The 26216-nt window shown below is 66.9% G+C and carries 28 protein-coding genes, 1 tRNA gene and 1 pseudogene; 18 read left to right on the top strand and 12 right to left on the bottom strand.

The window, feature by feature from the left end; translation table 11 throughout:
- Positions 1-5: 5 nt before the first annotated feature.
- Genes NQ165_RS07240 through NQ165_RS07230 form a run of 3 tightly spaced genes read right to left on the bottom strand, consistent with a single transcriptional unit; the run spans position 6 to position 3761 of the window.
- Positions 6-1409 (bottom strand): anti-sigma factor domain-containing protein, encoded by a 1404-nt coding sequence (locus NQ165_RS07240; RefSeq protein ID WP_257532240.1) that lies wholly within the window; start codon positions 1407-1409, stop codon positions 6-8.
- Positions 1406-2005 (bottom strand): ECF RNA polymerase sigma factor SigK, encoded by a 600-nt coding sequence (gene sigK / locus NQ165_RS07235; protein ID WP_257525823.1) that lies wholly within the window; start codon positions 2003-2005, stop codon positions 1406-1408. The genes NQ165_RS07240 and sigK overlap by 4 nt, the downstream gene beginning before the upstream one ends.
- A gap of 37 nt (positions 2006-2042) precedes the next feature.
- Positions 2043-3761, bottom strand: coding sequence for a cytochrome c biogenesis protein CcdA (locus NQ165_RS07230; protein WP_257532238.1), 1719 nt, complete (start codon positions 3759-3761; stop codon positions 2043-2045).
- 131 nt (positions 3762-3892) lie between these two features.
- Between NQ165_RS07230 and NQ165_RS07225 the strand changes: the two genes are divergently transcribed.
- The 6 genes from NQ165_RS07225 to NQ165_RS07200 all read left to right on the top strand — a co-directional run bounded on the left by NQ165_RS07225 (position 3893) and on the right by NQ165_RS07200 (position 8460).
- Positions 3893-4552, top strand: coding sequence for a fasciclin domain-containing protein (locus NQ165_RS07225; RefSeq protein ID WP_257532236.1), 660 nt, complete (start codon positions 3893-3895; stop codon positions 4550-4552).
- 185 nt (positions 4553-4737) lie between these two features.
- Positions 4738-6264, top strand: a complete 1527-nt coding sequence (locus tag NQ165_RS07220; RefSeq protein ID WP_257532234.1) for a serine/threonine-protein kinase — start codon at positions 4738-4740, stop codon at positions 6262-6264.
- A gap of 23 nt (positions 6265-6287) precedes the next feature.
- Positions 6288-6360, top strand: a tRNA-Lys gene (locus tag NQ165_RS07215).
- 104 nt (positions 6361-6464) lie between these two features.
- A complete protein-coding gene (locus NQ165_RS07210; protein WP_257532233.1) occupies positions 6465-6869 on the top strand; it encodes a VOC family protein in 405 nt (134 codons plus the stop codon).
- Entirely contained in the window at positions 6866-7165 is a 300-nt protein-coding gene (locus NQ165_RS07205) for a helix-turn-helix domain-containing protein (protein WP_257532231.1), read from the top strand. Before NQ165_RS07210 ends, NQ165_RS07205 begins: the two co-directional genes overlap by 4 nt.
- Positions 7166-7731: 566 nt before the next feature.
- Positions 7732-8460, top strand: coding sequence for a hypothetical protein (locus NQ165_RS07200; protein WP_257532229.1), 729 nt, complete (start codon positions 7732-7734; stop codon positions 8458-8460).
- 323 nt (positions 8461-8783) lie between these two features.
- Here the strand turns inward: NQ165_RS07200 and NQ165_RS07195 are convergent, their stop codons facing one another.
- A complete protein-coding gene (locus NQ165_RS07195; protein ID WP_257532227.1) occupies positions 8784-9278 on the bottom strand; it encodes a hypothetical protein in 495 nt (164 codons plus the stop codon).
- 655 nt (positions 9279-9933) lie between these two features.
- Here NQ165_RS07195 and NQ165_RS07190 point away from each other — a divergent pair.
- The gene (locus tag NQ165_RS07190; RefSeq protein WP_257532225.1) at positions 9934-10539 is read left to right on the top strand and encodes a hypothetical protein; all 606 of its coding nucleotides are present in this window, start codon (positions 9934-9936) and stop codon (positions 10537-10539) included.
- Positions 10540-10685: 146 nt separating this feature from the next.
- The gene (locus NQ165_RS07185) at positions 10686-10988 is read left to right on the top strand and encodes a hypothetical protein (RefSeq protein WP_257532223.1); all 303 of its coding nucleotides are present in this window, start codon (positions 10686-10688) and stop codon (positions 10986-10988) included.
- Positions 10989-11136: 148 nt separating this feature from the next.
- Here NQ165_RS07185 and NQ165_RS07180 read toward each other — a convergent pair whose 3' ends face one another.
- Positions 11137-11580 (bottom strand): hypothetical protein, encoded by a 444-nt coding sequence (locus NQ165_RS07180; RefSeq protein ID WP_257532221.1) that lies wholly within the window; start codon positions 11578-11580, stop codon positions 11137-11139.
- A gap of 19 nt (positions 11581-11599) precedes the next feature.
- Between NQ165_RS07180 and NQ165_RS07175 the strand changes: the two genes are divergently transcribed.
- The 5 genes from NQ165_RS07175 to NQ165_RS07155 all read left to right on the top strand — a co-directional run bounded on the left by NQ165_RS07175 (position 11600) and on the right by NQ165_RS07155 (position 16732).
- A complete protein-coding gene (locus NQ165_RS07175; protein WP_257532219.1) occupies positions 11600-11827 on the top strand; it encodes a hypothetical protein in 228 nt (75 codons plus the stop codon).
- Positions 11828-12002: 175 nt separating this feature from the next.
- Positions 12003-12500: a hypothetical protein gene (locus NQ165_RS07170; RefSeq protein ID WP_257532217.1), complete on the top strand. Its 498-nt coding sequence runs from the start codon at positions 12003-12005 to the stop codon at positions 12498-12500.
- Positions 12501-12570: 70 nt separating this feature from the next.
- Positions 12571-13083 carry a hypothetical protein gene (locus tag NQ165_RS07165; RefSeq protein WP_257532215.1) on the top strand — a complete coding sequence of 171 codons (513 nt, stop codon included), beginning with the start codon at positions 12571-12573 and terminating at the stop codon, positions 13081-13083.
- 542 nt (positions 13084-13625) lie between these two features.
- Complete coding sequence (locus tag NQ165_RS07160; protein WP_257532213.1) at positions 13626-15794, top strand: AAA family ATPase; 2169 nt, start codon at positions 13626-13628, stop codon at positions 15792-15794.
- A 329-nt stretch (positions 15795-16123) separates the two neighbouring features.
- Positions 16124-16732 (top strand): recombinase family protein, encoded by a 609-nt coding sequence (locus NQ165_RS07155; RefSeq protein WP_257532402.1) that lies wholly within the window; start codon positions 16124-16126, stop codon positions 16730-16732.
- 170 nt (positions 16733-16902) lie between these two features.
- Here NQ165_RS07155 and NQ165_RS07150 read toward each other — a convergent pair whose 3' ends face one another.
- The 4 genes from NQ165_RS07150 to NQ165_RS07135 form a co-directional block, all read right to left on the bottom strand.
- Entirely contained in the window at positions 16903-17571 is a 669-nt protein-coding gene (locus NQ165_RS07150) for a VOC family protein (protein WP_257496085.1), read from the bottom strand.
- Between the two features lie 131 nt (positions 17572-17702).
- The gene (locus NQ165_RS07145) at positions 17703-18164 is read right to left on the bottom strand and encodes a hypothetical protein (RefSeq protein WP_257532211.1); all 462 of its coding nucleotides are present in this window, start codon (positions 18162-18164) and stop codon (positions 17703-17705) included.
- A 156-nt stretch (positions 18165-18320) separates the two neighbouring features.
- Positions 18321-18614 (bottom strand): transcriptional regulator, encoded by a 294-nt coding sequence (locus NQ165_RS07140; RefSeq protein WP_257508172.1) that lies wholly within the window; start codon positions 18612-18614, stop codon positions 18321-18323.
- Positions 18611-19045 carry a hypothetical protein gene (locus tag NQ165_RS07135; protein ID WP_257532209.1) on the bottom strand — a complete coding sequence of 145 codons (435 nt, stop codon included), beginning with the start codon at positions 19043-19045 and terminating at the stop codon, positions 18611-18613. The genes NQ165_RS07140 and NQ165_RS07135 overlap by 4 nt, the downstream gene beginning before the upstream one ends.
- A gap of 369 nt (positions 19046-19414) precedes the next feature.
- Here NQ165_RS07135 and NQ165_RS07130 point away from each other — a divergent pair, with 369 nt between their 5' ends.
- The 3 genes and pseudogenes from NQ165_RS07130 to NQ165_RS07120 all read left to right on the top strand — a co-directional run.
- On the top strand, positions 19415-19630 hold the full coding sequence (locus tag NQ165_RS07130; RefSeq protein ID WP_257532207.1) for an AsnC family protein: 216 nt from the start codon (positions 19415-19417) through the stop codon (positions 19628-19630).
- A 172-nt stretch (positions 19631-19802) separates the two neighbouring features.
- A complete protein-coding gene (locus NQ165_RS07125) occupies positions 19803-20786 on the top strand; it encodes a serine hydrolase (RefSeq protein WP_257532205.1) in 984 nt (327 codons plus the stop codon).
- Between the two features lie 207 nt (positions 20787-20993).
- Positions 20994-21299: pseudogene (locus NQ165_RS07120) on the top strand (recombinase family protein); the annotation flags it as partial.
- Positions 21300-21423: 124 nt separating this feature from the next.
- Here the strand turns inward: NQ165_RS07120 and NQ165_RS07115 are convergent.
- Positions 21424-22146 (bottom strand): SDR family oxidoreductase, encoded by a 723-nt coding sequence (locus NQ165_RS07115; protein WP_257532202.1) that lies wholly within the window; start codon positions 22144-22146, stop codon positions 21424-21426.
- Positions 22147-22272: 126 nt separating this feature from the next.
- On the opposite strand from NQ165_RS07115, the gene NQ165_RS07110 reads away from it, so the two are divergent.
- Both NQ165_RS07110 and NQ165_RS07105 read left to right on the top strand, forming a co-directional pair.
- Positions 22273-22710, top strand: a complete 438-nt coding sequence (locus NQ165_RS07110; RefSeq protein WP_257532201.1) for a MerR family transcriptional regulator — start codon at positions 22273-22275, stop codon at positions 22708-22710.
- On the top strand, positions 22707-22970 hold the full coding sequence (locus NQ165_RS07105; RefSeq protein ID WP_257532199.1) for a hypothetical protein: 264 nt from the start codon (positions 22707-22709) through the stop codon (positions 22968-22970). The genes NQ165_RS07110 and NQ165_RS07105 overlap by 4 nt, the downstream gene beginning before the upstream one ends.
- A 14-nt stretch (positions 22971-22984) precedes the next feature.
- On the opposite strand, the gene NQ165_RS07100 is transcribed toward NQ165_RS07105, so the two are convergent.
- Positions 22985-23674: a response regulator transcription factor gene (locus tag NQ165_RS07100; protein WP_257532198.1), complete on the bottom strand. Its 690-nt coding sequence runs from the start codon at positions 23672-23674 to the stop codon at positions 22985-22987.
- Positions 23671-26196: a DUF4118 domain-containing protein gene (locus NQ165_RS07095; RefSeq protein WP_257532195.1), complete on the bottom strand. Its 2526-nt coding sequence runs from the start codon at positions 26194-26196 to the stop codon at positions 23671-23673. Before NQ165_RS07095 ends, NQ165_RS07100 begins: the two co-directional genes overlap by 4 nt.
- Positions 26197-26216: the final 20 nt, after the last annotated feature.

Below are 26216 nucleotides of genomic sequence, written 5' to 3'. Positions count from 1 at the left end.
GCCGGTCAGGCGGTGGGGACGGCGACGATCGGATCACTCGTGGGCGCGCCGTTCGGAGACCCACCGGCCGGTTCGACGGTGATGGCGAAGACGTCGCCCGGCTGCACCTCGCTGTCGATCACCGAGGTGGCACGGCTGCCAGACTGCGGGGTGAAGGTTCCCGCCGAGGTGGGCTCGTCGTCGCGGATCAGCCACATCTCGAACGTCTCGTCGGTGGGGATCGGCGGCAGCCCGTCGGTCACCAGCACCGCCTTGCCCTGCTCGGCCGACCAGTACGCCGTCATCGTCAGGCCGCCCTCCATGACGACGGTGGCCGACTGCGCGTCGGGGGCGTCCCTGACCTCGTCGAGCGCCACGACGGATGCCGGGCGGTTGAGCCAGTTGTGCACGGCGCCCGCACCGAACCCCACGCCCACGAGCAGCGTCAGGCAGGCGGCGAGCGCGATGAGCCCGCGCGTCCAGCGTTGCCGCACGACGGCCTGCATCGCCGTGGTCGTCGTCGGCGGCTCGGCGCCATCGCCGGATGCCGGCGGCACGGATATCGGTGATGTGGCGGCCGCCTGCAACCCGAACAGCCGGGTGAGGCCCGTCATCGGATTCGGTCCGGTGATCGGCGATGGGCCGGTCGTCTCGGCCTGCCCATCCTCGGAGGCGTGGTCGGGCGCGGGCAGATCGTCGACGGCACCGGATGCCGGGTCGGTCACGGGCTCGTCGTCGACGGCACCGGATGCCGGGTCGGTCACGGGCTCATCGTCGACGGCACCGGATGCCGGGTCGGTCACGGGCTCGTCGTCGACGGCACCGGATGCCGGCTCCGCCGCGGGCTCGTCGTCGTCGGCAGCCGATGCCGGCTCCGCCGCGGGCAGCAACTGCGTCTCGGGTTCGTCACCGGCGGCATCCGTCGTCTCGCCCGCGGCACGATCGCGGCGCAGAGACGGCGCGACGGGGACGTCGTCCCCCGACGCTGCCGCCGCAGGCGGCACGGCCGGCAGGGGCGGCACCGGCGGAAGCGGCGGTACCGGCGGCACCGGCGGCGCAGCCGCCACCGGGTCGGCCGGCGGTCGCAGTGCCGCGGGGGGCGGCGGCACGACCCCGACCACGTGGGTGACGGGCCCGCTGTCGTCGACGTCGTCATCCGCGGCGTCGAACGCGGCCGCCGCCGGCGCGGGGTGGGCCTGCTCCCGTGCCAGTGCGGTGACCCGAGCGAGCAGCACCGAGCGCGCGGTCAGCGGCGGCGCGACCGGGCGCACGGCGTCGGCGAGGGCGGCGGCGGCAGCGGCATCCGCCTGCGCGATCTGCTCCCACGCCGGGTTGGCGGCGAGCGCTTCCCAGTAGGCGGCCTCATCGTCGTGCGAGAGGGCATGGAGGGCGTGACCGGCGGCGAGTTCGGCGAAGTCCTGCTCGGTCATGCGGTCACCCCCATCGCGGCGCGCAGTCGCGACAGTCCGTCACGCATCCGGGTCTTGATCGTTCCGAGCGGGGCGCCCACCAGCACGGCGATTTCGCTCTGACTGTAACCGCCGTAGTACGCCAGCTCGATCGCTTCGCGCTGAGGTGCGGGAAGAGCCGACAGCGCACCTGCCACCTTCTGCCCCTCCACCTTCAGCTCGACCTGCTCGGCGACGTCGTCGTGTGCGACGTCGAGATCACGCAGGCCCGCTTTCAGGTCGCGGTCTGCGCTGGACTGGGATGCCCGCACCCGGTCCACCGCTCGGCGGTGGGCCATGGTGAGGACCCATGCCCTCCCCTGCCCCTTGTTCGGAGCGAAGCGCGCAGCGGATTGCCACACTTCGAGAAAGACCTCCTGCAGCACCTCTTCGCTCTGCGACCGGTCGACCAGCACCCGCACGATCAGACCGAACACCCGCGGCGCCAGCATGTCGTAGAGCCGCGCGAAGGCGGATTGGTCGCCGGCGGCAACACGAACGAGGAGTTCGGCGGCGTGGTCCCGCGCCGGCCCGTCCTCCGGCACATCCACGCCGTCGATGACCATCTCGTCCAGCATGCACCACATCCCCTCGTCCGCGCCTGGCTTGCATTGATCACCCGAATGTGAACGAATACGCCTGCACCCCCGCCGGCACGGTGATCTCGATGACGCCGTCACGGGCCCGCGCCGCCTCGATCAGCGCATACGACCGGGGCGTGCCGCCGACCTCGATGGCGTATGCCGCCTCACCGTCGACGCGCACCTGCACCCGTCCCTCGCCGGCGAGCACCACCCGCACCTCCTCGGCGGTGAAGCGCAGACGGATGCCGCCCTCGTCGCCGGCCGGGGTGGCGAACTGCGTCTGGACGTCCCACTCCCCCGACAGGGCGAACGAGTCGGCCGGCTGGTCGCCGGGGTAGGCGAACGGGCGCGTGCCGGCTCGGTAGCGCTCGTCCCCGCCGTAGTTGACGTCCTTCGCCGACCCGAGGAACGTCTCGGGCGTCGTCGACCCCGCCTCGGGGGTGAGGTCGGCGACGTCGGTGGGCGCCGGCAGAGCGGCATCCGCATCGGCGTCCTTCAGCAGCTCGCGGATCATCGCCTCGGTCGCGGTGTAGTTGCCCTCGCCGAACGAGATGTGCCGCACGGTGCCCTCGGCGTCGATCAGGTAGTGGGCCGGCCAGTACCGGTTGCGATAGTTGGTCCAGGTCGACAGGGCGTTGTCGAGCGCGACCGGGTACTCGATGCCGAAGTCGGCCGCACCGGCGGCGACGTTGCCGGCATCCTTCTCGAAGGCGTACTCGGGCGAATGGATGCCGATGACCTGCAGGCCCGCGTCGCGGTAGGCGTCGTCCCAGGCCACGACGTGCGGGATCGAGCGCTGACAGTTGATGCACGAGTACGCCCAGAAGTCGATGAGCACGACCTGCCCGCGCAGGTCTGCCAGGTCGATGCCACCGCCGTCAGGGGTGTTCAGCCACGACTCGATCCCCCGGATGCCGGGGGCGGTGCCGCACGACTCGAGCTCGGTGGCGCCGTTGGTGCAGTTGTCGAGCTCACGGTTCTCGTCGGTGACGATGCCTCCCAGGTTCAGGGCGCGCGCGGCATCCTCGTTCTCGGTGAGGTCTCGCTGCAGGTCGGCGGTGTAGTCGGGCACGAGACGCTGCAGCAGCTGCGGCACGTTGAAGACGAGGCCGACGGCGAGGGCGAGCATGGCGACCCCGGCGGCGATGCGCAGGCCGCGCTCGCGAGTGCGGAACGCCTTGATGCGCTCGATGAGGCCGCGCCCGGCGAGGGCGAACACCAGCAGGGGCAGGGCGACGCCGATGGCGAAGGATGCCGTGAGGGCGACGGTGTCCACGCCGATCTGCCCGGTCGCCCCGGCGACGATGATGGCCGCGAGCACGGGACCGGCGCAGGGCACGAACACCGCGCCCAGCGCGAGCCCCACCGCGAAGCCGCTCCCCCTGTTGGCGACTTCGCGGCGGGGCAGCCACTGGAACGGCTTCTCGAGCACCTGCTCGAACCGTGGCACGAGCAGGCCGACGCCGATGAGCACGAGCACCGCGATCCCCACCCACCGGATGACGTCCTGCGGCAGGTTGAGCGCCCCGAGGATCAGCGATCCGGCGAGGGTGACCAGGGTGAAGCTGGTCACCAGGCCCGCGATGACGAGGTACGGACGGCTGCGCCGCGCGGGGATGGTCGTGGGGTCCCCCTCGAACCGCGCGGACTGCGCGCCGCCGGTGAGGAAGATGACCGGCAGCACCGGGAGGATGCACGGCGAGATCCCGGTGATCAGCCCTCCCAGCAGGCCGATGATGATGAGCTCCATGTGTCCCCGTTTCCGTCGGGGGGTTCTTCGGCTCGACAGAGGGATCGGATTTTTTTCCATCCGATCGGCGCACCGCTCCGAACAGCAGTCATGGCCGCAGTCCTGGCGGCTCCCCAAAACCGGAGGACATCATGCTCAGCACCAAGAAGAAGACCACCGCAGCTCTGACTCTCATGGTCGCCGGCGCTTTCGCACTGTCGGCATGCTCGATGGGCAGCGACACCGAGAGCGACGACACGGCGTCGATGGCACCGGAGTCGTCGGAGACCACCACGCCCGAGGCGATGGATGCCGGTGCCATGCTCGTCGGCGCCGGCTGCGAGGACTACGCCGAGACCGTTCCGGACGGCGCCGGCTCGATCGAGGGCATGTCGCAGGAGCCGGTGGCTGTCGCGGCATCCAACAACCCGCTGCTGACCACGCTGACCGCCGCGGTCAGCGGTGAGCTCAACCCCGACGTCGACCTCGTCGAGACGCTCAACAACGGCGAGTACACCGTGTTCGCCCCCGTCGACGACGCGTTCGCGAAGATCGACCAGGCGACGCTCGACTCCCTCAAGACCGACTCCGACACGCTGACGTCGATCCTGACCTACCACGTGGTCGAGGGCCAGGTGGACCCGGCGGACATCGCCGGCACCCACACCACGCTGCAGGGCGAGGAGCTGGAAGTGACCGGGTCGGGCGACGAGTGGATGGTCAACGACGCGATGGTCATCTGCGGCGGCGTGCAGACCGCGAATGGCACCGTCTACCTCATCGACACCGTACTGATGCCTCCGGCACAGTGAGTCGACCGGGCCGTGGTGGGGGTCCACGGTCCGTGGTAGGCGGCGGGGCCGCCGGCGCAGCGATGGCGTCGGGGGCTATCTCATGTTTCGGCGGATTCGTCAAGCATCGATGCGCCGGAATCGACTTCGTTAGCGTCGTAAAGATCGAACCGCGGGATAGGCCGCCAACGATGGGCTGGAGGGCCATGATCCACGCAAGCGCGACCGAGATCGCCGAGGGCACGGTGCTGGAGCGCCGCTACCGGCTGCGCGAGGAGATCGGCGCCGGCGGGGCGGGGCGCGTCTTCCGTGCCGACGACGTGCACCTGCAGCGCACCGTCGCCGTCAAGGTGATGCACCGTCAGGTCGACGGGCTGGGCTCGGTGGAGCGCGCCCGCGCCGAGATGCTGCTGCTGGCCTCGCTCAACCACCCGTGCCTCGTCACCCTGTTCGACGCGCGCATCGGCCACACCGAAGACGATGTCGCCTACCTGGTCATGGAGTACGTGCCCGGTCTCACCCTGCGCGAGCGGCTGGAGCAGGGCGAGATGGATGCCAGGGAGCTCGCGGGCATCGCGCTCGACATCGCCGAGGGCCTGCACGTCGCCCACAGCTCGGGTGTCGTGCACCGCGACATCAAGCCCTCGAACGTGCTGCTGTGGCGCTCACCGCTGGCGAACGGACGCTGGCGCGCGAAGGTCGCCGACTTCGGCATCGCCTACCTGCAGAACACCACCCGCGCCACCGCCCCGGGGCTCGTGATCGGCACCGCCGCCTACCTCGCGCCGGAGCAGGCGCGCGGCGCGGCGGCGACCCCCGCTGCCGACATCTACGCGCTCGGCATCCTGCTCATCGAAGCCATCACCGGGCAGCGTCCGTTCGGCGATGCCTCGGGCATCGGAGCCATCACCGCGCGCCTCATCGACCCGCCCGCGGTCCCCGCGTGGCTACCGGCCCCGTGGCGCGAGCTGCTGCAGGCGATGACCGCGATGCGTCCCGAAGACCGCCCCAGTGCCCTCGAGGTGGCTGTCGCGGCTGCGCGGCTGACCGTGCCGGATGCCATCGCCGACGACACCGCGCCTCCCGTTGCCCCGGTCGCTCACCCCGCCCCAATGACGCGGCGCTCGCGCGCGGCCGCAGCGGCAGCCGCAGCGACCGCTCCCCTGCAGATGCCTACCGTGTCTGCGCCCCGGTCGGCGTCGACGGCCGTGTCGGCCCGTATCACTGACACGACGGTTCCTGAGGTTCCCGGGCTGACCTCGGTCGTTCGCCCCGCTCCCCGGTACCCGCGCCGCGTGTACGCCGCCGCCGCCGGGGTCGGGGTGCTGGCGGTGCTGTCGGTGTCGGCGTTCTCCGCCGTGATCGGCGCGAGTATCTCTCAGGACCCCGCCCCGGTCGTGCAGGAGGAACCAGCCCCGGTGGAGCCGCCGGTGGTGTTGACCGAGCCCGAGGTGGTGCCCGAGGAGCCGGCGCCCGTCGCGCCGGTGGAGCCCGCGGCTCCGGCGGCTCCGGTGGAAGAGGCCCCGGCCGTCGTGGCCGAAGAGGTCGAGGCGCCCGCGCCTCAGCCGATCGTGGTCACGCCCGTCGACGCGCCGGCGGACAAGCCCGGCCCCGGCAACAGCGGCGGCCCCGCCCACACCAACCCGAACAAGGGCCCGGGCAACGGACCCGGCGCCGACAACCCGAACCGCGGACCCGGCAACAACAACGGGAACGGGAACGGGAACCGCTGACGGCCTACTAGGCTGGAACACGAGGGCCTCTAGCTCAGTCGGTAGAGCATCGGACTTTTAATCCGCGGGTCGTGGGTTCGAGCCCCACGGGGCCCACTTCATTCGCATGATCGCGCGCACAAACCTCCCGAGGCAGGCGCGTGCATCGTCGCGCACAGGTGGCCTTGACAGAGCACTTCGATTTTGAAAGTGTCTGCCGCATGAGCATCTTCATCACCTGCCCGGTCGAGAGCGTCCAGCGGTCGACCGACTTCTACACGGCACTCGGCTGGACGCTCAATGCGGACATGTCCGATCACAACGTGTCCTGCTTCGCCATCGCGCCCGAGCAGTACGTCATGCTCGGCAGCCGCGAGATGTACGCGAGCGTCGGCGGAGCCGAGGAACTGATCGGCGCCCCCGACACCCCCTCGAAGGTCACGGTCTCGTTCGACCTCAGCAGCAGAGAGGCGGTCGATGATCTGATCGAGCGGGCAGCCGCCGCCGGCGGGCGCGTCGGGGACACCGACGACTACCCCTTCATGTATCAGCGTCAGTTCGATGACCCCGACGGGTACCACTACTCGCCGTTCTGGATGAAGCCGGAAACCGATCAGACCGCGTGAGCGACCTCGCCGCGGTACTGGACATCGTCGGGGGCCGATGGGCTCTCCTCATCGTGGAACGGCTGCTCGATGGACCGCAGCGTTACGGCGATCTTCAGCGCGACCTGGGAGTGCCGGCGAGCGTGCTGGCCACACGGCTTCGCGAACTCGAAGCCGCCGGCGTGCTGTCGCGTCTGCCGCTCCGCCACAACACCCGCGCCTATGCCTTGACGGATCGCGGGCTCGCCTTACGCGAGGCGATCACCGCCCTCGGACGGTGGGCGCAGAGCACGGGTCTGGATGTGAAGGGTCCCTAGCCCCGTCCCGTCGGTAGAGCGTCGGACTCTTAGTCCGCGGGTCGTGGCTTCAAGCCCCTGGGGGGCTAAGGATGCCGTCAGGGTGCTCGACATCGCATGGGGTCCGCTCGTTGAGAATCCGTGCGGGCGGGTGTTCTGCAACGCGACTGCCGTGACGGCCATAGTTGACGGCCGCCGACACGAACGCGCCCGATCGAGGACCGACTATCGCGCGCAGAGACGCAGCAGCATGGCGCCATGAGGCAAGCCGATCCAGACTGAGGGGATGACGGAGTACGCGCGCAGCATCATCGCGGTCGTCGGGACGCTTCTTGGCGCGACGCTCGCTTTTCTGTTCCAGAGTCGCCTCAGCGCTTGAAAGTCAACCAAGCCCGCCGAGATAGGCGGTGAGAGGAGTACATCGACGCGGCGACGGCGCTTGCCTCATCAGTGTCGACCCTCATCCAGGCCGAGTTCGATCCGCCGACGCGCGCGATCACGGACCGACGAAGGCGCCAATCCTGAGGCCGAACGCCTCCCGATCGCCCAGTTGCGCCAGAATGGCGAGCATAGCCAGAATGGCGAGCATGGAATGGCTATGGCCGGTGCTGATGACGGTAGCGGTCGCCGCAACTGTTTGGGCGGCTCAGCGTGCAGGCTCGCGCCGCAGAAAAGTCGTGTTCCTTGGTCTTGCCGCGGTCGCCGGCGTGGTCGTCTTGTGCGTTGTCGGAGCGACGTTATCCGCAACCGCTCTAGCAACTACTCCGATGGGGTTTTTCATCCTCACGTTGGTCGGCACCGCCGTAACGTATCTCGTCATTGATGTCCTCGGACGGATGGTGTTGGCAAAGCGGGGCGACGCCGCCCAAGCGGGCGTTCAGTCCTCTGGACTGGGTGCGACCCCAATCGCCCCTACCCCGCAACAGTCCCGAACCTTGGTGCGACGATCTCGGAGCGCCGCGGTCGGCAGACTCTCCGCGTACGTGGCGGCGGCTGCCGCCGTGGCCGTACTGGCTGGATGGGCAATTCGAGGCGTCATTCACCTGACGGGCTCAGGTCCGTCGACGTGGCTCGCAGTTGGCTGGATAGTGCTTCTTTCCATGGCATTCGTCGCAATGTCGGTACTGTACTCCGCCAGCGGTCTCGTATACATGCTTGACCGTGACCCGCAAACGACTCTCGACATGCTCAACAGGGGTGAAGAGCGTGACTTCGACAAACGGGAGCAGGCCATCTTCAAGTCGGCGGTGTGGGGGCAGACTGTTCTCTGCGTTGCGATAGCCGTGTGGTCGGGTATACACCCGCCGTGGAGCTGATTGGCGCGCCATAGTCACGCGGCGGCACCACGCTCTGCCCGCACACCTCAGTTCACAACCAGCGCAGCAGGGACGTATGGAGCCCGGAGAATACCGGCGAGCGTGTCCGATCGGTCCGCCGCGGGGTCCGCGCGCTGAAGGACCGGTCTGCGGGCGTTGGCGGCCGATCGGATCCATACGCGCACGGTGTCGCTAAGGCTGCTGCACGGCGAATACGTCGGCGCCTGCCGAGGCAAGGGAGACAGGACGCGGGGCTACGACAGGTTCTGCAAGCATTACCAGCATCGCGTCCTCGTGATCGGGGTGGCGACGCAATCGAGGGTTCAAGAGTCGAGCTGGAGCACGTAGGCAGGAGGCGCAGAATTGCGTTGCTTCACAGCGTGGTTCTTGAGATTTCGATCGCGAACGCGGATAAGGACGGTCAGCACAATGACGATCGAGATCGCCGCCACTGACAAGTTGCAAATGAGGGTCTCAGCGAGCGCAGGGAGCAGCACCTTCGTCGCGCCGACCCACGTGTAGATCGCCGCCGCGAGCACGAGCATCTTTCCACCGTGATCGAGGCGGGGCTGGCGGTCGCCTGAAGCGACCTGTAACGCGGCCCCCACAGTCCCCGATGCAGCGCCGATGAACAGAATGAAACCGAGCATCTGGTCGATGAACTGAGCTTCGCCGGGAATGAACGAGACATTGTCGACCCACCACGCTGACACCCAGCTGATGGAGATAAATGATGCCCACGCCGCCACTACAACGGTCAACCACACTGACCACCACGAGGTAAGCGTCACGCCGCTAGACACCGGCTTCGCATCCATACTCCTATTAACCTGCGTCGCGCCGCAGCCCCGGCCATCGGAACATCGTCACCAATGTACCGAGCTATCGGCAGATGGAACGCCCGGCCCCTCGCCCGGATCACCGCCGGCATCCCTCGCGCGCGGTCAGTCGCTAACGATGCTTGCGGGGGCTGTCGGGTTTCTGTGTCAGTGGGTATCGGCTTAGTTGATGCTCAGCCGGTCGCCGCGTGCGGCGATGCACTCCGCCAGGGCCCGCGCGCCAGGCACACCCAAGACAAGCGATGCCCGCGACGCGCACAACTGCCACCCGGGCGGGACTCGTCAGTCCGAAGGGACGCGATACCGGCGAGGACGTGTGACCTCAGCGCGTTGGCTGGCGCTGATCGTGGCGCCGCCAGCACGACGAGGCCGGCCGAACGCCCGGTCCGCATCCCGATCCGACGTTGCACCGTCGCGGCGAACCCGGCGCCCGCGCGGTCGAGATTGTAGGCGTCGTCGAGCCGGGCTCTCACGAGCGTCCGCCGAGCACCGTGTTGCGAGCGTGAGCCCCTCGTCAGGACCCAATCAGAAACCAGGCACGACATGAACCCCGCGCTCTTCAGGCCGAGGCATGCCACACTTGTCGCTGATGCAGGCCGTGGATTATGTTGCCGGGGCATACCCTGCCGCGAAAGTGGACGACCTCGTGCGGCGGGGTGCAGGCGATGTCGAGCTTGTCTTCGTCCTGGAATCGCCGCACACTGACGAATTGATCTCGAGGTACCCGGTTGCGGGCATGACCGGACGGGATGCGTTGGCAATCCTCTGCCAGCAGACGCGAGGCACGGAGAGCTTGGGTCGCCTGGTGAAGAACAACATCGATGCCGGGGACGGTCGAGTCGCGATACTCAACGTGTCGACGGTTCCGCTCCAGGAGAAGGCGTTCAAACCACACACGAAGATTCCCCCGCCGCCGCTGACTGACTGGGAGGTCCTCGATGACATGCGCGATGCGAAGAAGGCGGCGCGCGTTGCTGGAGACCCCGCAGCGCAGGCCATCACCGCGGCGCTCCAAGACGACTTTCAGCGCCGAATGAGAAGCGTGCCTATGAGCGCCGACTGCATCGTGGCCGTATGCGGAGGCTTCGCGCACCCATTCGGCCGGGCGCTGGTCCTCGCCGCAGGCCAAACGTCGATTGAGGTGCGGCACCCCTCCAACGGATGGTGGCTGGAAACGACTGGGCAGTACGCAATGAATCTGGATATCGTCCGCGACCGCTTCTTCACAAGTACCCGATGAGGGCACTGCAGCACTGACGGCTCCGGCCACGCTCGGATTGGCGCCGATTCCGCACCTTCAAGGACCAGTGGGCGGCGATGTCCACCGAGGGATCCGCCCGGTGTCGGAATCGACAGCCTTCGTCGTGGTGTGGTTGGGTACGAAGCATGACGAGAAGGTCCAACTCCATCGACTACGCCGTGCAATGCACCATCTGCATCGACTACGACGAGTCGGGCGTCGCGAACCGGATCGTCTATGAACGTCCGCAAATGCAGATCCCGGATCGCCCGCTGACCGCGTTCGAGCAAATGAGGCTCGCGCAGCATCCGGACGATGAGGCGCTGACGATGGAGGCAAAGGCAATCTTTGCGGACATGCGGAGAAATGGCCGTATCAGTCAGTCCGCGACACTGGGGTCCATCTTCATCGCGCGCACCTCCGCAGCGGCGTTGGAGATGGACCTGTAACCGGCTTCTCTCGCCTGGGGACACCCGACCCGCCACAAGGCGAGCTCGCTCGACGACCGGCTTTCGCGCTACCTGCCCACGGTCTGCCAGACGGCGTACTCGTCGTATTCGTTGTCGGCGATGCACACGGAAGGGACATCCGTGAGGTTCAGGTACCCACCGCCGCCGAGATCTCGTCGCCAGCGCGGAGCGACGCCAACCCCGGGACAGCGACCTCGGTGCCATCGTCGCTGAGTCGAGTGCCGAACGGGAACTGAAGCGGGTACGTGACTCCGCCCGACGACACGGCGAAGCACCCCGCGTCGGTGATCCTCAGGGTCCCCGAGATCAGCGCATCCATGGCAGCGCCCGGACCGCTTCCAGCCACCATGGCATTGACTCCGTGAGCCTGTTGAACTCCACGCTCACCCGAGCACCCGACGACGAACAGCGAGAGCGTCGCCATGCCGACGGCGGCGGGCACGATGCGTTTCACGAGTGGAGTCCTGCACGCCGCCGTGGAACGGTTGCCGCCCGTCACCGTGGGCTTCGCCGTGTTGGCCACTTCGAGGGGGTCCGTCTCGCTGGAGGACCGGGTTTCGGTCGACTCCATCCGGTGCGATGGTGGCCGCATGGAGATCATCGAGTGGTGGCCGAAGCTGGACTCCGACGCCAAAGCGTGGCTCATCGCCCACAACGGCGAAGCAGTGTCGGCGGAGGTGATGAGCAAGATCGCGGCGGCCGGCGGCTCCGTGACCTCGAGCGCGTGGTGGGTCGGCGAGTCAGGACCCGATGGCTTCTTTCTCTCGGACGAAGCAGTCGACTGGATCGAGGCCGCTGCTAATGACGAACCCGACTGATTCGCGCGCGCCGAGGACCCGCATTTGTGCGCTCATCCTTCCAGCGGTGACAAATCACCACAGATCAGGAGTCACCCAAGCCCTCAGCAGTCCCATTCGTCCCGAGAGAAGATTTAGGCCCTTCAAGCGACGAGTGGCCAATATGCTGACCTCCATGAACAACAGGGGTCGATGCGTGCTTGCCGCCGCCGTCGTCGTCGGTGCGCTATTCGCGTCGGGCTGTTCTTCCAGCAACTCGACGCCACAATCGGCGCCGACAGTGACGGTGACAGTGACCGCTGCGCCAACCACAGCCACACCGACGCAGAAGTCGACGCCTCCCCCGGACGCGGATGGCGATGGCGTGCCCGATTCACGTGATGACTTCCCGAATGACGCCGCTCGGTCAAAGCAGCTTCACTACCAGTCAGGTGATCCAGTGCCCGCGGGCTATCCGCTCGTCGTTGAAACTGCACAGATTGACTACCGAGTCGCCAACGCCATTAAAACTCCGCAGGCCGTCGCGCTCGCCCCTGGGGTCTATGTCGGATACAACCCTGCCGTCACCGACCTCGCCGTTTACCTCGAGAGCAATGTCGGCGACGGAGATTGCGCGGTACGCGACCTCTATGGATTCGGTGGCGGCTCCTGCTGGAACGGTGTTCTCGCCTCGCCGGCTGAGCCAGCTCAGTAGCGCTCGCCGCCCAGGTTCGACGCGAAACGTTGCAGTTTGGGACCCTCGTTCGAGCGGACTGCCACCCAAAATGACCATGCTGAGCGTTCCGGTGTCGGAGTGGGTCAGTATCGTGAATCTCATGCCGAGCTACATGTACCGCGACGGTCGGATGGTCGAGATCCCCGACACTGTGTTGACTGAGGATTCGGAGATTCACCACCCGATCAACAACAGGCTTGTGATCCGCCCCGGGGTAACGGCAACCATATTCGCAAGCGTGAGCGGGACTGTTCGTGTCATGTCGGGGTCGACGCTGGACGCCCGCGGACCCGTGTCCGGAACTGTCAGCGTGGAAGCTGGAGCGCGCGTAACCTTTCGCAGCGCGGCGAGCGGCACCATCAACGTCGACAGCGGGGCGATCGCCCACTTGATGCCCGGCGCTGTTGCGCTCGGCGTACTGCACGTCGAGGGCACACTCATCAACGAGGGCACGAGGGGAGTCGACGTTTCGGGTGGGGGCAAGGTTGAGGATCGTGAGGGATCGACGGTTCGGCGTCCCAGCCGCACTCTGAGCGATGGGACGACCATCTACGAGGGCTAACGCCAGGACATCGTCGGCGTGTGCGGATGAACCGGTATCCGCGCGGCGGCGACCGGCCTCCGACAGCGACCAGTCTGGCAGCGTCCGCAGCCGCGGTCACCTTCGCGTGGCCCTTCTCCCAGGTGCCCTCCGTCGCCATCCGATGATGTTAGGTCCAGACGCTCTGCCACAGCCCGACTACGCGGGTGGCTCACACCGCAGCAGGTGTCGGAGTTCACGGGATTCGGGTTCGCATCGGCTTGCGACGAACTCGCGGTAGCAGTTGGACTTGAGTACTCCGCGATCCGCCGCACAGTCCTCACCGGCTCGACCGCCGGCTAGGTCATCGAGCCGGACCACCTGTTGTTAGCGGCATGATCGACCTCAACGACAAACGGCCGGACTCGGTCGAATCGCGTCAGAATCACGTGGGCAGAGCAGGCAACGGCCGCGCGCCGGTACCGTTGGGTGGCGATCGTCTTCAAGACGACTCGCGCACCGGCGCGCCACATCGCAGGCGCCGCAGGAACTCTGGCAACTAACAAGACTCAAGCTGAGGCGAGATGAAGAAACTCAAGATTGATCTCACCAACTGTCATGGCATTCATCGCCTTGATTCTGAGATCAGCTTCAAGGACGCCAGAGCCGCTGCAATCTACGCGCCGAACGGCCTCATGAAAACGTCGTTCGCGCGCACCTTCGGCGACCTTTCGCGTGGCGTGGACTCCTCCGATCATCTGTTTCCAGAGCGCGCAAGCTCGCGGAACATCACTGACCAAGACGGGGTCGCGGTTGACCCCAGCCAGGTCGTCGTCATCGTGTCTTATGACGAGGAGATGGGACCGACCGAAGAGACATCGACGCTACTAGTGGACCAGGTCCTCCGCGATGAGTACGAGCGGTTGCAGCGCGGGATCAACGAGGCGCGGGCAGACCTCGTCGCGGCCCTGAAGATACAGTCATCCACCAAGAAGGACGTCGCCCGGGAGGTTTCGCTCGCCTTCACGCGGGACGACCAGAGCTTCTTCCGCTCACTGCTGCGTGTGGAGGAGGAACTGCAAGATGAGGAGGCACGTTACGCGGAACTGCCGTACGACACGCTCTTCGACGACAAAGTGCTCGCCCTCCTCGCGACGAAGGACTTCGCCGAGACCCTGGCTGACTATGTGCAGCGATTCAACGAACTTCTCGACGCTTCGACCTACTTCAGTCGGGACACTTTCAGCTACTACAACGCCGAGACGGTCGCGAGGAGCTTGGGCGCTAACGGCTTCTTCGACGCCAACCATACAGTGATCCTCCATGACGGTTCCGGGGGTACGACCGTCGGCAGCCAGAAAGAGCTGGCCGATCTCATCAATTCGGAGAAGGATCGGATCAGTGAGGATGCGGCCCTTCGCAAGACCTTCGCCGCGATCGAAGCCAAGCTCACGAGGAACGCTGAGGTCCGTCGTTTCTGGGATTTCATCTCCGAGAACCAGGCGATATTGCCAGAGCTCGTCAATGTTGACCGGTTCAAGGAGCGGGTGTGGAAGTCCTATCTCAAGGCAAACGAAGGGCTCTACAGCGAAGCTGTCGCGCGCTTCCGTGGCGCTGAAGTCCGCAAGAAGGAGATCCAGGCGGCGGCGGCGGGCCAGCGAGGACAGTGGGAAGAAGTCATCGAGATCTTCAACCGGCGCTTCTTCGTTCCGTTCACGCTGACGGCAAAGAATCGCACCAACGTCGTTCTTGGCCTCGACGCGGTGGCGAAGCTCGGCTTCGAGTTTGAGGACGGCGGCGAAAGCGTTGAAGTGGAGCGCGACGACCTTCTCGAGGTTCTCAGCACGGGCGAGAAGAAGGCGCTCTACATCCTCAACGTGCTGTTCGAGGTGGAGCGGCGTAAGAATCAGCCCGGCGAGACCATCTTCATCGTGGACGACATCGCCGATTCGTTCGACTACAAGAACAAGTACGCGATCATTCAGTACTTGAAGGACATTGCGGATGTCGACAACTTCCGACTGGTAGTACTGACGCACAACTTCGACTTCTACCGGACGCTCGAGAGCCGGTTCATCCCGTATAGCCAGTGTTTGATGGCTCAGAAGACGGAGCAGGGCGTCGCGCTCGTGAGGGCCGCGGGCATCAAGAATCCGTTTATCAAGGACTTCAAGCCCAACTTCTTCGTCGACCCGGGTAAGCGGGTCGCAGCCATCCCCTTCATCCGCAACCTGCTGGAGTACACGCGCGGTGAGGATGATCCTGACTACGTCAAGCTCACGTCCCTCCTGCACTGGAAAGCCGACACTGCATCCATCACGCAGTCAGATCTCGACGCGATCTTCAATTCACTGTTCGAAACGTCTGAGCAATGGAGAGACCCGAACGGCGCCGTCATTGAGATGATCACGGATCAGGCTGACGCTTGCGTCGGCGACAGCACGAGCCTGAATCTGTCGAACAAGATCACGCTCTCGATCGCCATTCGCCTCGAAGCCGAGAAGCACATGGTCGAAGCGATCAACGATCCTGAGTTCCTCGACGGGGTGCGTGCAAATCAGACACCTCAGCTTCTGGCGCGATACAAGAAGGACTTTCCCTCCGAATTGGTCGCCATCCGAGCGATCGACGGCGTCGTCCTGATGACGCCCGAACACATCCACGTGAACTCCTTCATGTACGAACCGATCCTCGACATGTCAGACGAACACCTCGCGCGGTTGCTCGCCGAGGTCAAGGCACTCGGTTCGTAGTGGGCCGCGAGCGGGAAGAGCCAGCGCGCCTGCATCGCCGAGCGAGAAACCCGCGGCGAGGCGCCTCCCCGCACACGATCGACCAGGACGGGACGCAGGGATGAGTCGGCTGCAGGGCCCGTCATAATGTTGACCCTGCGGTCGCGAGGCGTTTCGCCGTGGCGATCGTATAGCCGGCTTCGACTGGCTACCTTGCCCGCGCGGGCCGAGGAGTGACGACACTACCTAGTTGAGCCGGTCGCTCGTTGCCGAGATTAGGCACAGGCGTGCGGATGCGCGGCAGGGATCCTCACCGTGCGGCGTCAGTAGCGCGGTACGACGCTGACCCTATGGATGGAATACAGATTGGATACGCCAGGGTCTCGACCACGGATCAGGACCTCACCGCTCAACGCGACGCACTGCTGCGTTTGGGCGTTCACGACGCGCAGATCTACGTCGACCACGGCATGACCGGCGCGAACCGCGCCCGACCGGGATTGCGGGAGGCGCTTGCCGCGGTGCGAAGCGGAGACACCCTCGTCGTGACGAAACTCGACCGGCTCGCCCGGTCGCTGAGAGATGCGCGCGAGATTGCGGATGAGCTGACGTCGAAAGACGTCGCACTCAGCCTCGGCGGGAACCGGTACGATCCCACCGATCCCGTCGGTCGACTGCTGTTCAACGTGCTCGCCATGGTGGCGGAGTTCGAGCGGGACCTGATCAGCATGCGCACCCGGGAGGGGATGGCGGTCGCCCGCGCGAAAGGGAGGCTGAAGGGAAAGCAGCCGAAGCTGTCGAAGACGCAGCGGGCGCTGCTGTTCGAGGTGCACGATCGAGGCGAGTACACCCAGACCGAGATCGCGGAACTGTTCAGCGTCTCGCGCGCCACCGTTTACCGCGAGCTTCAGCATCGCCGTGAGAAGTTCCTCGCATCCTGCGAAGCACACATCTTCTAGCGCCCTTGGAGCCGCGGTCGCTCAATTCGGGCGTCCGACCCGACACGGCCGTGGCCCGCTGAGAGATCCCGCCGCGCACCCTCGCGCATTGCCCGGACAAGGACTGGCAATCGGTCGCATAATTAGTTTCGAAGTCCCGCGCCCTCTATCTGGTTGCGCCGCTGTGGACTTTATGCGGCTTGCTCGGGGCTGGCGGGTTCCGCGCCGTCTGGCCAGGCTGCCAGGCACACCTTGTTTCCCGACCGGTCGGCGAGGATCCATCCGCTGGGCGCCTCGACGGATTCAACCACCCGGCCCCCCGCGGCCACTGCCGCGGCGACGCGAGCCTCGATGTGCTCCTTGGCCAGCGAGACGTCGATGTGCATGGCGTGAGTGAGGGGCTTTGAAGGGTCCAACTCCTGCATCCATACCGTTGATCCCTGACCGAGCGGATCGATGCAGTTGTCCTCGTGCAACGGCGCGTATCCCAGCACCGCTCGCCAGAAGGGCAGATCGATCGCGTCGGGCATTGCTGCGACAGCGACCTGCACCTCCTGTACCCGGGCCGTGTCGGCGACCGCCCCGTGGTCGCGGGCGATGGTCGAGATCTTCCTAGCCACATCAAGGTGCGACCGTTCGGTTCCCCACATCTCGCGAGTCAGCTTTACCGTGAGACGGTCCGAGACCGCTGTCAGCAACGTGCGCGGGCCGAGCCCTGGGATCTCCGCCACGGCCGCCGCCAGCCGCGCAGCCTCCTGGAGCGAGCCCACCTTGAACACGGCGGTCGGGCCACCATGAAGAATCACCCAGTCATCGACGCCTTCGCCGGTGAGGAACGCACGCCACCCGTCTTCGCTCATGGCGATCACCCTACGCGCGCGGCGCCGCGCGCGGGAGCGCGCCCGCGGGCAGACCGCCCGTTCATCGACCGGGATTCGAGCGCTGAGACCAGCGACGCGATCCCCGGAGAGGGGCCGGCCGCGATCCCCTGTTAGGGGATGTAGGCGTTGTTATTGATCCCGAATTGGAATAGCTCCCCACCCCAGAGAATCTGGGCGGCAATGATCCCCGCCCCGGAAGCAACAATCACCGCGAGGATCGCCGCGGGAATGCCGCGCTTCCCGTAACCCCACCATCCCAGTATCAACAGCAGGGTGAGCCCGATCAGGTGGGCGAGGACGAGCGGAACGCCCCCGATGACCTCCGCAAAACCTGCCATCGTCGTGCCAGCAGATAACGCCTTGGGCTGTTCCGTCTGCGCTTCGAACTGAGCGAGTCCGTACCAGACCCACGCGACGGCCGACGCGACGACGCCAAGCGACGCCACAATCCTGAAGGCTATCCGCGGGCCTCGCGAGCCGCGATCTGATTTCACCGCTGCGGGGGCGCTCACGCGGGTCCCCCAAAGATCTGGATCGACGTCGTCATCGGTTTCGACAGCTGCAGTACCCACCCAAAACGATCGTTAGCGGTGGGCTGACCGACGTCGACCGCCCGGTGCGCACTAAAGCTAAATCGCTTCGAGGCGGTGTTCTGCTATCAGTCTGTGGCGGCGCCGAAGTCGCCCAGGCGAACCTCTTCCGGGCGTTGCTGAACAGCGATAGAGGTCTCAGATGTCTGTGATCCGCTTGAGCGCCGCGATATGTGAAGTGAGGGCGACGCGACCTTCCTCTGTGAGGGAGAGCCATGTCTTCATGTAGCGGCCGGAGCGCTGTTTATCGATCAGGAGGTAGCCGACTTCAGACAGTCGGGTGAGTTGTCGCGAAAGCTCGGCATCGTTCGTCTCGATTGCATCCCGAATGGCGGCGAACTCGGCCTCCCCCACGCGGGAGAGAGCGGCGAGGACCGAGAGGCGGAGAGGCGAGAGGAGCTCCTTGTCGAGCTCGGATCGTGGGTGTGTCATGAGCGGACCGCTCGGCTCCCTGTGATGACGAAGGCGACCGGCGGGATTGCGCACAGGATCGCCGCGGGGATCCAGAAGCCCCACACATGGGGGAAGAGAAGCATGCCGATGACGATCGTCGCGGCAAAGAGCAGCCCCCAGCAGCCGATGGTGAGAACGTAGCGTCGAGAGAACGCACGGTCACGTGCTCGTGCGGTTGCTCCGACGAGCGAAACCGGAACGGTTGCAGCGACGATCGCGGCGGTGCCGGCGATGATCGCCCCGATCGACGGAACCAGCCCGATGATGAGCAGCCCGAAGGCGGTTGCAGCGGACAGGCTCACCATAGCGACACGCATCGCGTAGACGTCCTTGCTCATCTTTGCGGCAAGCCGGTCGGTTTGCGCAAGCGTGGCGGCGGCGTCCTGCGGGTTTACTTCATGGGAACTCATGCGTCGCTTCCTTGCTGTGTGGACGTTGCAGTTGCAAGCATGGCATCTAGTTGGCATGTACGCAAGTAGATGCGGAGAGCGAAACTGGGACTAGCCGAACACGCTGAGGCCACCCAGGGGCTGCCGAAAACGATCGTTTTCGGTGAGAAGGCGTGCAACATCGAGGCGAGAGGCCGGTCGAAACGCATCGAGCCAACGTGCGCCCGCGTCACCTTCGGATCGTTCAGTGCCCACTGAGGGATCCATTCATGCATCGCTGCAAATGCGGAGGGTGGTCGGGCTTCGACTTGTCGACACTTCGCGCTGGGTAACAAATCCTGACGTGAAGCTCTTCGCCGTCTGCGGATATCCGTCAACTATCTTTGACAGATGACCGCGGAGAAACTCTATGGGCTCGTCGATTCCCTGTCTGGCAAGGGTCCGGCTGCCGCACTACGGGCCGTCACCCAGCTCCGGGGCGAGGTCGCCCGCACCGAAGCTGGTCTCGTCCGCAGCGCCCGCCAGGCTGGCCTGTCGTGGGAGGCAATAGCGGAGTATCTCGGCGTGACAAAGCAGGCCGTGCATCGTAAATACGGCAAGCAGTAGGGCTGGCGGCGCAGCCGCCCATCGATGTCCTGATGGGCGCACCAACGCGACTCGTCAATGAATGTTGACGCAATAGACCTTCATGCACTACGTTCAGCGAAGAGGACGCGTCAACGTATGTTGACAGGCTCTTGGCGTATACGGGCGTGCGGAGCGCCCCGAGGAGGATCTCATGCAGCCATGGGAGTGGACAGGGGACGCGGAGTTGCTCCGCCCGGCTAATCGGGTACTCCGGCGATCGTGGCCGGTGGCGATCGCGGTCGCTTCTCCGCAGCGGGTCTTCGTTGCAACTGCGGGGACCGAGGTGAAAGACACCTTCGAGATCGGGTCGGTCTCGAAGGCGCTCACCGGCATGCTGTATTCCGACGCGCTTCAGCGCGGCGTAGTTTCGCCGAAGACGACGCTGGGGGATTTGCTTCCTCTGAACGGGTTCGGACCCGTCGCCGCGGTGCCCCTCGGCTCGCTGGCCGTCCACGGATCTGGCCTCCCACGCCTGGCGCCCGGGATGCCCGTTCTACGTCGCAGTCTGGCGTTCTCGATCCGCGGGGAGAATCCGTACGGCGAGACCCTCGCTGAGCTCCTCGAGCAGACGCGGGACGTACGCGTAGGGTCGACGCGACCTCGGTACTCAAACCTCGGGTTTCAACTTCTCGGGCACGCGACCGCGAGTGCTGACGGGCGAAAGTACGGCCGACTCCTCCGTGAGGTCTTTGGCCCCGGGTATTCGACGCCGTCGCGTCAGGACGACCTTGATGACGCAGACCTCCGGGGAACCTCCCGGCTTGGCCGCCTGGTCCAGCCGTGGGTCGGCGAGGCTCTGGCTCCGGCAGGCGGCATCCGGGCAAACATAGGCACCATAGGAGACCTCCTGCGATCGATCCTGGATCACACTGCTCCGGGTGTCACCGCGCTCGAACCCGTTGCAGATTTCTCCTCAAGGGTCCGGATCGGCGCCGCATGGATTACTCTGCCGTACCGCAGCCGCACAATCACGTGGCACAACGGCGCGACTGGGGGGTTCAGTAGCTGGATCGGTATCGACAGGGAAGCCCGCATCGGTGTGGCCGTGCTTTCCGCACGGCACGCAGCCGTGGACCGTCCGGGCTTTCGTCTTCTCGAGGAACTCGTAGCTAGTGGATCGGCAGTCCTCGACTGATGAGGCTGCACTCGATCTACCGATAGCCGGGGCTGCTTCTCGATGCGCAAGCGGATCGCTGTCTGCGGTTGCGTAGCTGTTTGAAGAAAAGTCGCAGCGGCCAGATGAGAAAGACGGCCAGCGGCCTGCATGCTCGAGCGATCACGCATGATCGTCTGGAGAGGCGTGCTCGAACGCCCTCCATGCGGCCAAAATCGTCAGCCTCTCCCCACCGATCCCGTCGGTCGACTGCTGTTCAACGTGCTCGCCATGGTGGCGGAGTTCGAGCGCGACCTGATCAGCATGCGCACCCGGGAGGGGATGGCGGTCGCCCGCGCGAAAGGGAGGCTGAAGGGAAAGCAGCCGAAGCTGTCGAAGACGCAGCGGGCGCTGCTGTTCGAGGTGCACGATCGAGGCGAGTACACCCAGACCGAGATCGCGGAACTGTTCAGCGTCTCGCGCGCCACCATTTACCGCGAGCTTCAGCATCGCCGTGACCAGTTCCTCGCATCCTGCGAAGCGCACATCTTCTAGCATCCTCGGGTCCTGCGGCACGGGACCGGTGTGGCATCCGTCGTCGCAGCCGGGATGACGGCGGGGCGGGGGCCGGGGGACTCCGCTCGCGCTGAGTCCCCCGGTCCCGACACCCGCAGCGTTCCTACGCGCCGAGCAACGCGGTGATCTTCGCGTAGAACTCGGCGGGGTCTCCCGACACCGATTCCTTCACCATCGCGGTCCAGTCATCGACGATCACCTCGATGTCCCCACGCTCCAGGCCGTCGAACGCGGCGCGCGGCACATCGCGCGCGTCGATCTTGGGTCCGTCGTAGCCGTCCGTCATGTCAGTGTCCGCGGCGCCGAGCAGCACCCCCTGCACGAGGGTGCCCTGCGAGGCGAGCTCGAGGCGCACACCGTTGGTCATGTTCCACTCCGCGGCCTTCGCCGCCGCGTACGCGCCGGCACCGGGGCTTGCGAACCACGACAGCGCCGAGAGCACGTTCACGATCGCTCCCCCGCCGTTGGCCGCGAGCACCGGGCTGAACGCGCGGATCACGTCGAGCGTGCCCCAGAAGTGGGTGTCCATCTCGCGGCGGATCTCGGCGAGATCACTCGTGACAAGCTGGGCACCGCTCGAGATCCCGGCGCTGTTGATCAGCAGCGTCACGTCCGTCGCGACTTCCGCCGCGGCGACGACCGACGCGTGGTCCAAAAGATCGAGGTGCAGCGGCACCACTCGCGCGTCGTCGAAGTCGAGGCTTTCGGGTCGGCGGGCCGTCGCATAGACCTTGCTGGCCCCTCGCTCGAGCAGTTCGAGGACGAACTGCCGGCCGATGCCGCGGTTCGCTCCGGAGACGAGGGCGACCTGCTGTGTGACGTTCATTGCTTGTTCTCTTCCATCAGATTTCTTCGGCGGCCAGCCGGATTCGGCCCGCCGACGGCTACGCTAAGACCTGACGTCAACGTCAACGTCAAGTCCGCGTTCACGCGGGTGCAACAGGAGCGGAGGATGCCGGTGCGCATTGGAGAAGTCGCGCGTCAGGCCGGGGTCAGCGCGCGGGCGCTGCGGTACTACGAGGAGCAGGGGCTGCTCTCCTCCGAGCGCACGGACAGCGGCCAGCGGATCTACCCGCCGTCGGCCGTCGAGCGCGTGCGGCTGATCCAGCAGTTGTTCACCGCGGGGCTGCCGAGCCGAACCATCGTGCGGCTCATGCCCTGCATCGAGGCGGGACAGGCGTCGCCCGACGTGTTCGAGCTGATGGCGCAGGAGCGTGAGCGCATCACCACCGCCATGACGGAACTCGCCGCCGCCCGCGACGCCCTCGATCGCATGATCGCGATCGCGAAGGACCCGACCCCCGAGCACTGCCCGGCCCTGCGGGAACCCGCGTGGGCGCCGTACGAACCGGATGGCCCAGCGCCGTCTCGTGCCAGACTCGTGGGGTGAGCCTCCACGAGCAGCGCCTTCAGATCGACGCCAAACGCAGGACCGGTGTCTTGTTCTGCGTGCTCGGCGGCATCATGGCCGCGGTGAGCCTTGCCGTTCTGATCGGCGACCCGCAGAGCATTGGCGGCTGGCTGTCGGCAGCGACTCCCCTCCTTCTGGTGCCGCTGGGCATCTTCAACATCGTCACCTACCGGCGAGAGCTCGCCGCGTTCGAAGACGCGCACGGGCGCGACGCGGGGCTGCAGGATCCCGCGACCTGAGCCGGGCTGCGGCGCTACCCCACCCCGTCGAGCCGGTACCCCATCCCCGGTTCGGTGAGCAGGTACCGCGGCGCGCTGGGGTCCGGCTCCAGCTTCTTGCGCAGCTGCGACACGTACAGCCGCAGGTAGCCGGTGTCTTCGGCGTGGTCGGTTCCCCAGATCGTGCGCAGCACCGTCTGGCGGGTCACGAGCTTGCCCGCGTTGCGGATGAGGATTTCGATGAACTGCCACTCCGTGGGCGTCAGCCGGATCTGCCGCACGCCATCGGCGGTCGTCCGCACCACGCTGTGCGCGGCGAGGTCGATCGTCACGTCGCCCAGGCGCACCACGGGTGACGCGTCGTCGTGCGGCACCCGGCGCGTGAGCGCGCGGATGCGGGCGAGCAACTCCTCCACGGCGAAGGGCTTGGTGATGTAGTCGTCGGCACCGGCATCCAGCGCTTCGACCTTGTCGGCGGCGCCCGCGCGCCCCGAGACGACGAGGATCGGCGCGGCCGACCACCCCCGCACGGCGTGGATCACCTCGATGCCGTCGAGCTGCGGCATCCCGAGATCGAGGATCAGGATGTCCGGCCGGTGGTCGACGGCGGCGGCGATGGCCTGCGTGCCGTCGAGGGCGGTCGTGACGTCGTACCCCTTCGCGGTGAGCGTGATGCGCAGCGCCCGCAGGATCTGCGGGTCGTCGTCGGCGATGAGGATCCTCACGTGCGCTCCCTCTCGTGGGCGGCGACGTTCGCCGCGGCATCCGGCTCGCTCGCCGTGCGCAGCGAGATGACCATCGTCAGGCCACCGCCGGGGGTGTCCTCCGAGGTGAGCGTGCCGTGCATCGCCTCGATGAACCCGCGCGAGAGCGCGAGGCCGAGCCCCAGACCGCTGGAGTTGTCGGTGTCACCCAGACGCTGGAACGGCACGAAGATGTCATCCTTCTTCTCGGGTGGCACGCCCGGTCCGCGGTCGACGATGCGGATCTCGAGCCTGTCCCCGAAGGTACTCGTGCTGACGTGCACCGGCACACCCGTCGGCGTGTAGCGGTGCGCGTTGGACAGCAGGTTCACCAGCACCCGCTGCAGCAGCACCGGGTCGGCATGGGCGACGGCGTCGCCGTGCTGCAGCGCGAGGGTGACGTCGGCGGGGCCGAGCTGCAGTTCATCCAGCGCCGGCGCGATGGTCTCGGCAGGGTCGGTCGCGATGTCGGCGATCGTGAGCACCCCGGTCTGCAGCCGGCTGACGTCCAGCAGGTCGGTCAGCAGCGCGCCGAGTGCGGTGAGGCTCTCGTCCGCTGTCTCGAGCAGCTCCTGCCGGTCGGTGGCGGCGAGCTCCGGCCCCGCCGCGCGCAGGCCCCCGACGGCGGCGGAGGCGGCGGCGAGCGGGCGGCGCAGATCGTGGCTGAGCGCCGACAACAGGGCCCCGCGCACCCGATCGGATGCCGCGATCGGCTCGATCTGCTGCGCGGTCTTCTCCAGGCGCTCGGTGTCGAGCGCCGCCCGCAGCTGCGCCGTGACGACACCCAGCAGACGACGCTCGGATGCCGCCAGGTCGGCGCCGTGCAGTTCGAGCACCGCGTCGTCGGTGAGCGGGATGCCGGTGAACCGCCCGTCCGGCAGCGGCTCCCCCGCGCGTGCCACCACGTCGCCGTCGACGACCACTCTCACGCCCGGAAGGTGGAACGCCTCACGCACCCGGTCGACGAGCGCCTGGATCGCGTTCTCACCCCGCAGCACGCTGCCGGCGATGGTCTGGATGAGCTCCGACTCCGCCGCGGACCGGCGCGCGGCACGGGTGTACCGCGCGGCGCGGTCGACGATGAAGCTCACGAGACTCGCGATGACGACGTACAGCACCAGGGCCAGCAGGTGATGCGGCTCATGGATGTGCACCGTGTAGAGCGGCTCGATGAAGAGGAAGTCGAGGGTCACCCCCGACAGCACCGCGGCGAAGAGGGCCGGCCACAGCCCGCCGACGAGGGCGACGATCACGACGAGCAGCTGGAAGCTGAGCACGTCGGTGGTGATGGAGTCGGCGCTTCGGAAGAGCCACAGCAGGGCGCTGAGCAGCGGCCCGCCCACGAGCGCCACGACGAAGCCGAGGATGCGACGCTTCGCCGTGAGCGCCCCGGTCAGCGGCGGCAGCGCCGGGCTGCGGCCGGCGGCGGCGTGGTTGACCATGTGCACGTCGATGTCGCCGGATTCGCGCACGACGGTCGCGCCGATGCCGGGGCCGGTCAGCAGCGCGGCGACTCGGCCGCGCCTGCTGGCGCCGAGCACGAGCTGGGTGGCGTTGACCGAGCGGGCGAACTCGACGAGGGCCGTCGGGATGTCCTCGCCCACGACCTGGTGATAGGTGCCGTTGAGCTTCTCGACCAGCGCGCGCTGCTCGGCGAGCTCGGCGGGGCTCCCCGACCGCAGCCCGTCCTGGCTGGTGACGTGCACCGCGATCAGCTCGCCGCCGGCCGACCGGGCGGCGATGCGGGCGCCACGGCGCAGCAGTGTCTCGCCCTCCGGGCCGCCGGTGAGGGCGACGACCACGCGCTCCCGCGCCTCCCACCGACTGTCGATGCCCTGCGCCTGCCGGTACCCCTGCAGCGCCTGGTCGACCTCGTCGGCCAGCCAAATGAGCGCGAGTTCGCGCAATGCGGTGAGGTTGCCCAGGCGGAAGTAGTTCGACAGCGCCGCGTCGATGCGCTCGGCCGGGTACACCGCGCCGCCGGCGAGCCGGTCGCGCAGCGCCTGCGGGGCGAGGTCGACGACCTCGATCTGGTCGGCGCTGCGCAGGAAGCTGTCAGGGATGGTCTCGCGCTGCGGCACCCCGGTGATCTGCTCCACCACGTCGTTGAGCGACTCGATGTGCTGGATGTTGAGCGTCGAGACGACGTCGATGCCGGCATCCAGCAGCTCGGCGACGTCCTGCCACCGCTTGTCGTTGCGCGACCCGGGGGCGTTGGTGTGGGCGAGCTCGTCGACGAGGGCGACCTGCGGCATCCGCTGCAGCACGGCATCGAGGTCCATCTCCTCGAGGGCGACGCCGCGGTGCGAGACGCGGGCGCGGGGCACCGCCGGCATGCCCTCGGCCATCGCCGCGGTCGCGGCGCGCCCGTGGGTCTCGACGATGCCGATGACGACGTCGCGGCCCTCATCTCGCAGACGGCGACCCTCCTCGAGCATGGTGACGGTCTTGCCGACGCCCGGGGCGGCCCCCAGCAGCACTCGCAGCCGCCCGCGTCTGGTCATGGTCGTCCTTCTCGCTCGTC

Origin of the sequence: Microbacterium sp. zg.Y1084, assembly GCF_024623595.1 — a bacterium.
Classification (GTDB): Bacteria; Actinomycetota; Actinomycetes; order Actinomycetales; family Microbacteriaceae; genus Microbacterium; species Microbacterium wangruii.
The sequence above is the reverse complement of the archived record's forward strand: the minus strand, read 5'-3'. Positions and strand labels throughout refer to the sequence as shown.

Bases quoted from the DNA above. Each gene is read 5' to 3' on its own strand.
- NQ165_RS07240 (WP_257532240.1), bottom strand. From the start codon at position 1,409: ATGACCGAGCAGGACTTCGCCGAACTCGCCGCCGGTCACGCCCTCCAT.
- sigK (WP_257525823.1), bottom strand. From the start codon at position 2,005: ATGCTGGACGAGATGGTCATCGACGGCGTGGATGTGCCGGAGGACGGG.
- NQ165_RS07230 (WP_257532238.1), bottom strand. From the start codon at position 3,761: ATGGAGCTCATCATCATCGGCCTGCTGGGAGGGCTGATCACCGGGATC.
- NQ165_RS07225 (WP_257532236.1), top strand. From the start codon at position 3,893: ATGCTCAGCACCAAGAAGAAGACCACCGCAGCTCTGACTCTCATGGTC.
- NQ165_RS07220 (WP_257532234.1), top strand. From the start codon at position 4,738: ATGATCCACGCAAGCGCGACCGAGATCGCCGAGGGCACGGTGCTGGAG.
- NQ165_RS07210 (WP_257532233.1), top strand. From the start codon at position 6,465: ATGAGCATCTTCATCACCTGCCCGGTCGAGAGCGTCCAGCGGTCGACC.
- NQ165_RS07200 (WP_257532229.1), top strand. From the start codon at position 7,732: ATGGAATGGCTATGGCCGGTGCTGATGACGGTAGCGGTCGCCGCAACT.
- NQ165_RS07195 (WP_257532227.1), bottom strand. From the start codon at position 9,278: ATGGATGCGAAGCCGGTGTCTAGCGGCGTGACGCTTACCTCGTGGTGG.
- NQ165_RS07185 (WP_257532223.1), top strand. From the start codon at position 10,686: ATGACGAGAAGGTCCAACTCCATCGACTACGCCGTGCAATGCACCATC.
- NQ165_RS07180 (WP_257532221.1), bottom strand. From the start codon at position 11,580: ATGGAGTCGACCGAAACCCGGTCCTCCAGCGAGACGGACCCCCTCGAA.
- NQ165_RS07175 (WP_257532219.1), top strand. From the start codon at position 11,600: ATGGAGATCATCGAGTGGTGGCCGAAGCTGGACTCCGACGCCAAAGCG.
- NQ165_RS07165 (WP_257532215.1), top strand. From the start codon at position 12,571: ATGACCATGCTGAGCGTTCCGGTGTCGGAGTGGGTCAGTATCGTGAAT.
- NQ165_RS07160 (WP_257532213.1), top strand. From the start codon at position 13,626: ATGAAGAAACTCAAGATTGATCTCACCAACTGTCATGGCATTCATCGC.
- NQ165_RS07155 (WP_257532402.1), top strand. From the start codon at position 16,124: ATGGATGGAATACAGATTGGATACGCCAGGGTCTCGACCACGGATCAG.
- NQ165_RS07150 (WP_257496085.1), bottom strand. From the start codon at position 17,571: ATGAGCGAAGACGGGTGGCGTGCGTTCCTCACCGGCGAAGGCGTCGAT.
- NQ165_RS07140 (WP_257508172.1), bottom strand. From the start codon at position 18,614: ATGACACACCCACGATCCGAGCTCGACAAGGAGCTCCTCTCGCCTCTC.
- NQ165_RS07135 (WP_257532209.1), bottom strand. From the start codon at position 19,045: ATGAGTTCCCATGAAGTAAACCCGCAGGACGCCGCCGCCACGCTTGCG.
- NQ165_RS07130 (WP_257532207.1), top strand. From the start codon at position 19,415: ATGACCGCGGAGAAACTCTATGGGCTCGTCGATTCCCTGTCTGGCAAG.
- NQ165_RS07125 (WP_257532205.1), top strand. From the start codon at position 19,803: ATGCAGCCATGGGAGTGGACAGGGGACGCGGAGTTGCTCCGCCCGGCT.
- NQ165_RS07115 (WP_257532202.1), bottom strand. From the start codon at position 22,146: ATGAACGTCACACAGCAGGTCGCCCTCGTCTCCGGAGCGAACCGCGGC.
- NQ165_RS07110 (WP_257532201.1), top strand. From the start codon at position 22,273: ATGCCGGTGCGCATTGGAGAAGTCGCGCGTCAGGCCGGGGTCAGCGCG.
- NQ165_RS07095 (WP_257532195.1), bottom strand. From the start codon at position 26,196: ATGACCAGACGCGGGCGGCTGCGAGTGCTGCTGGGGGCCGCCCCGGGC.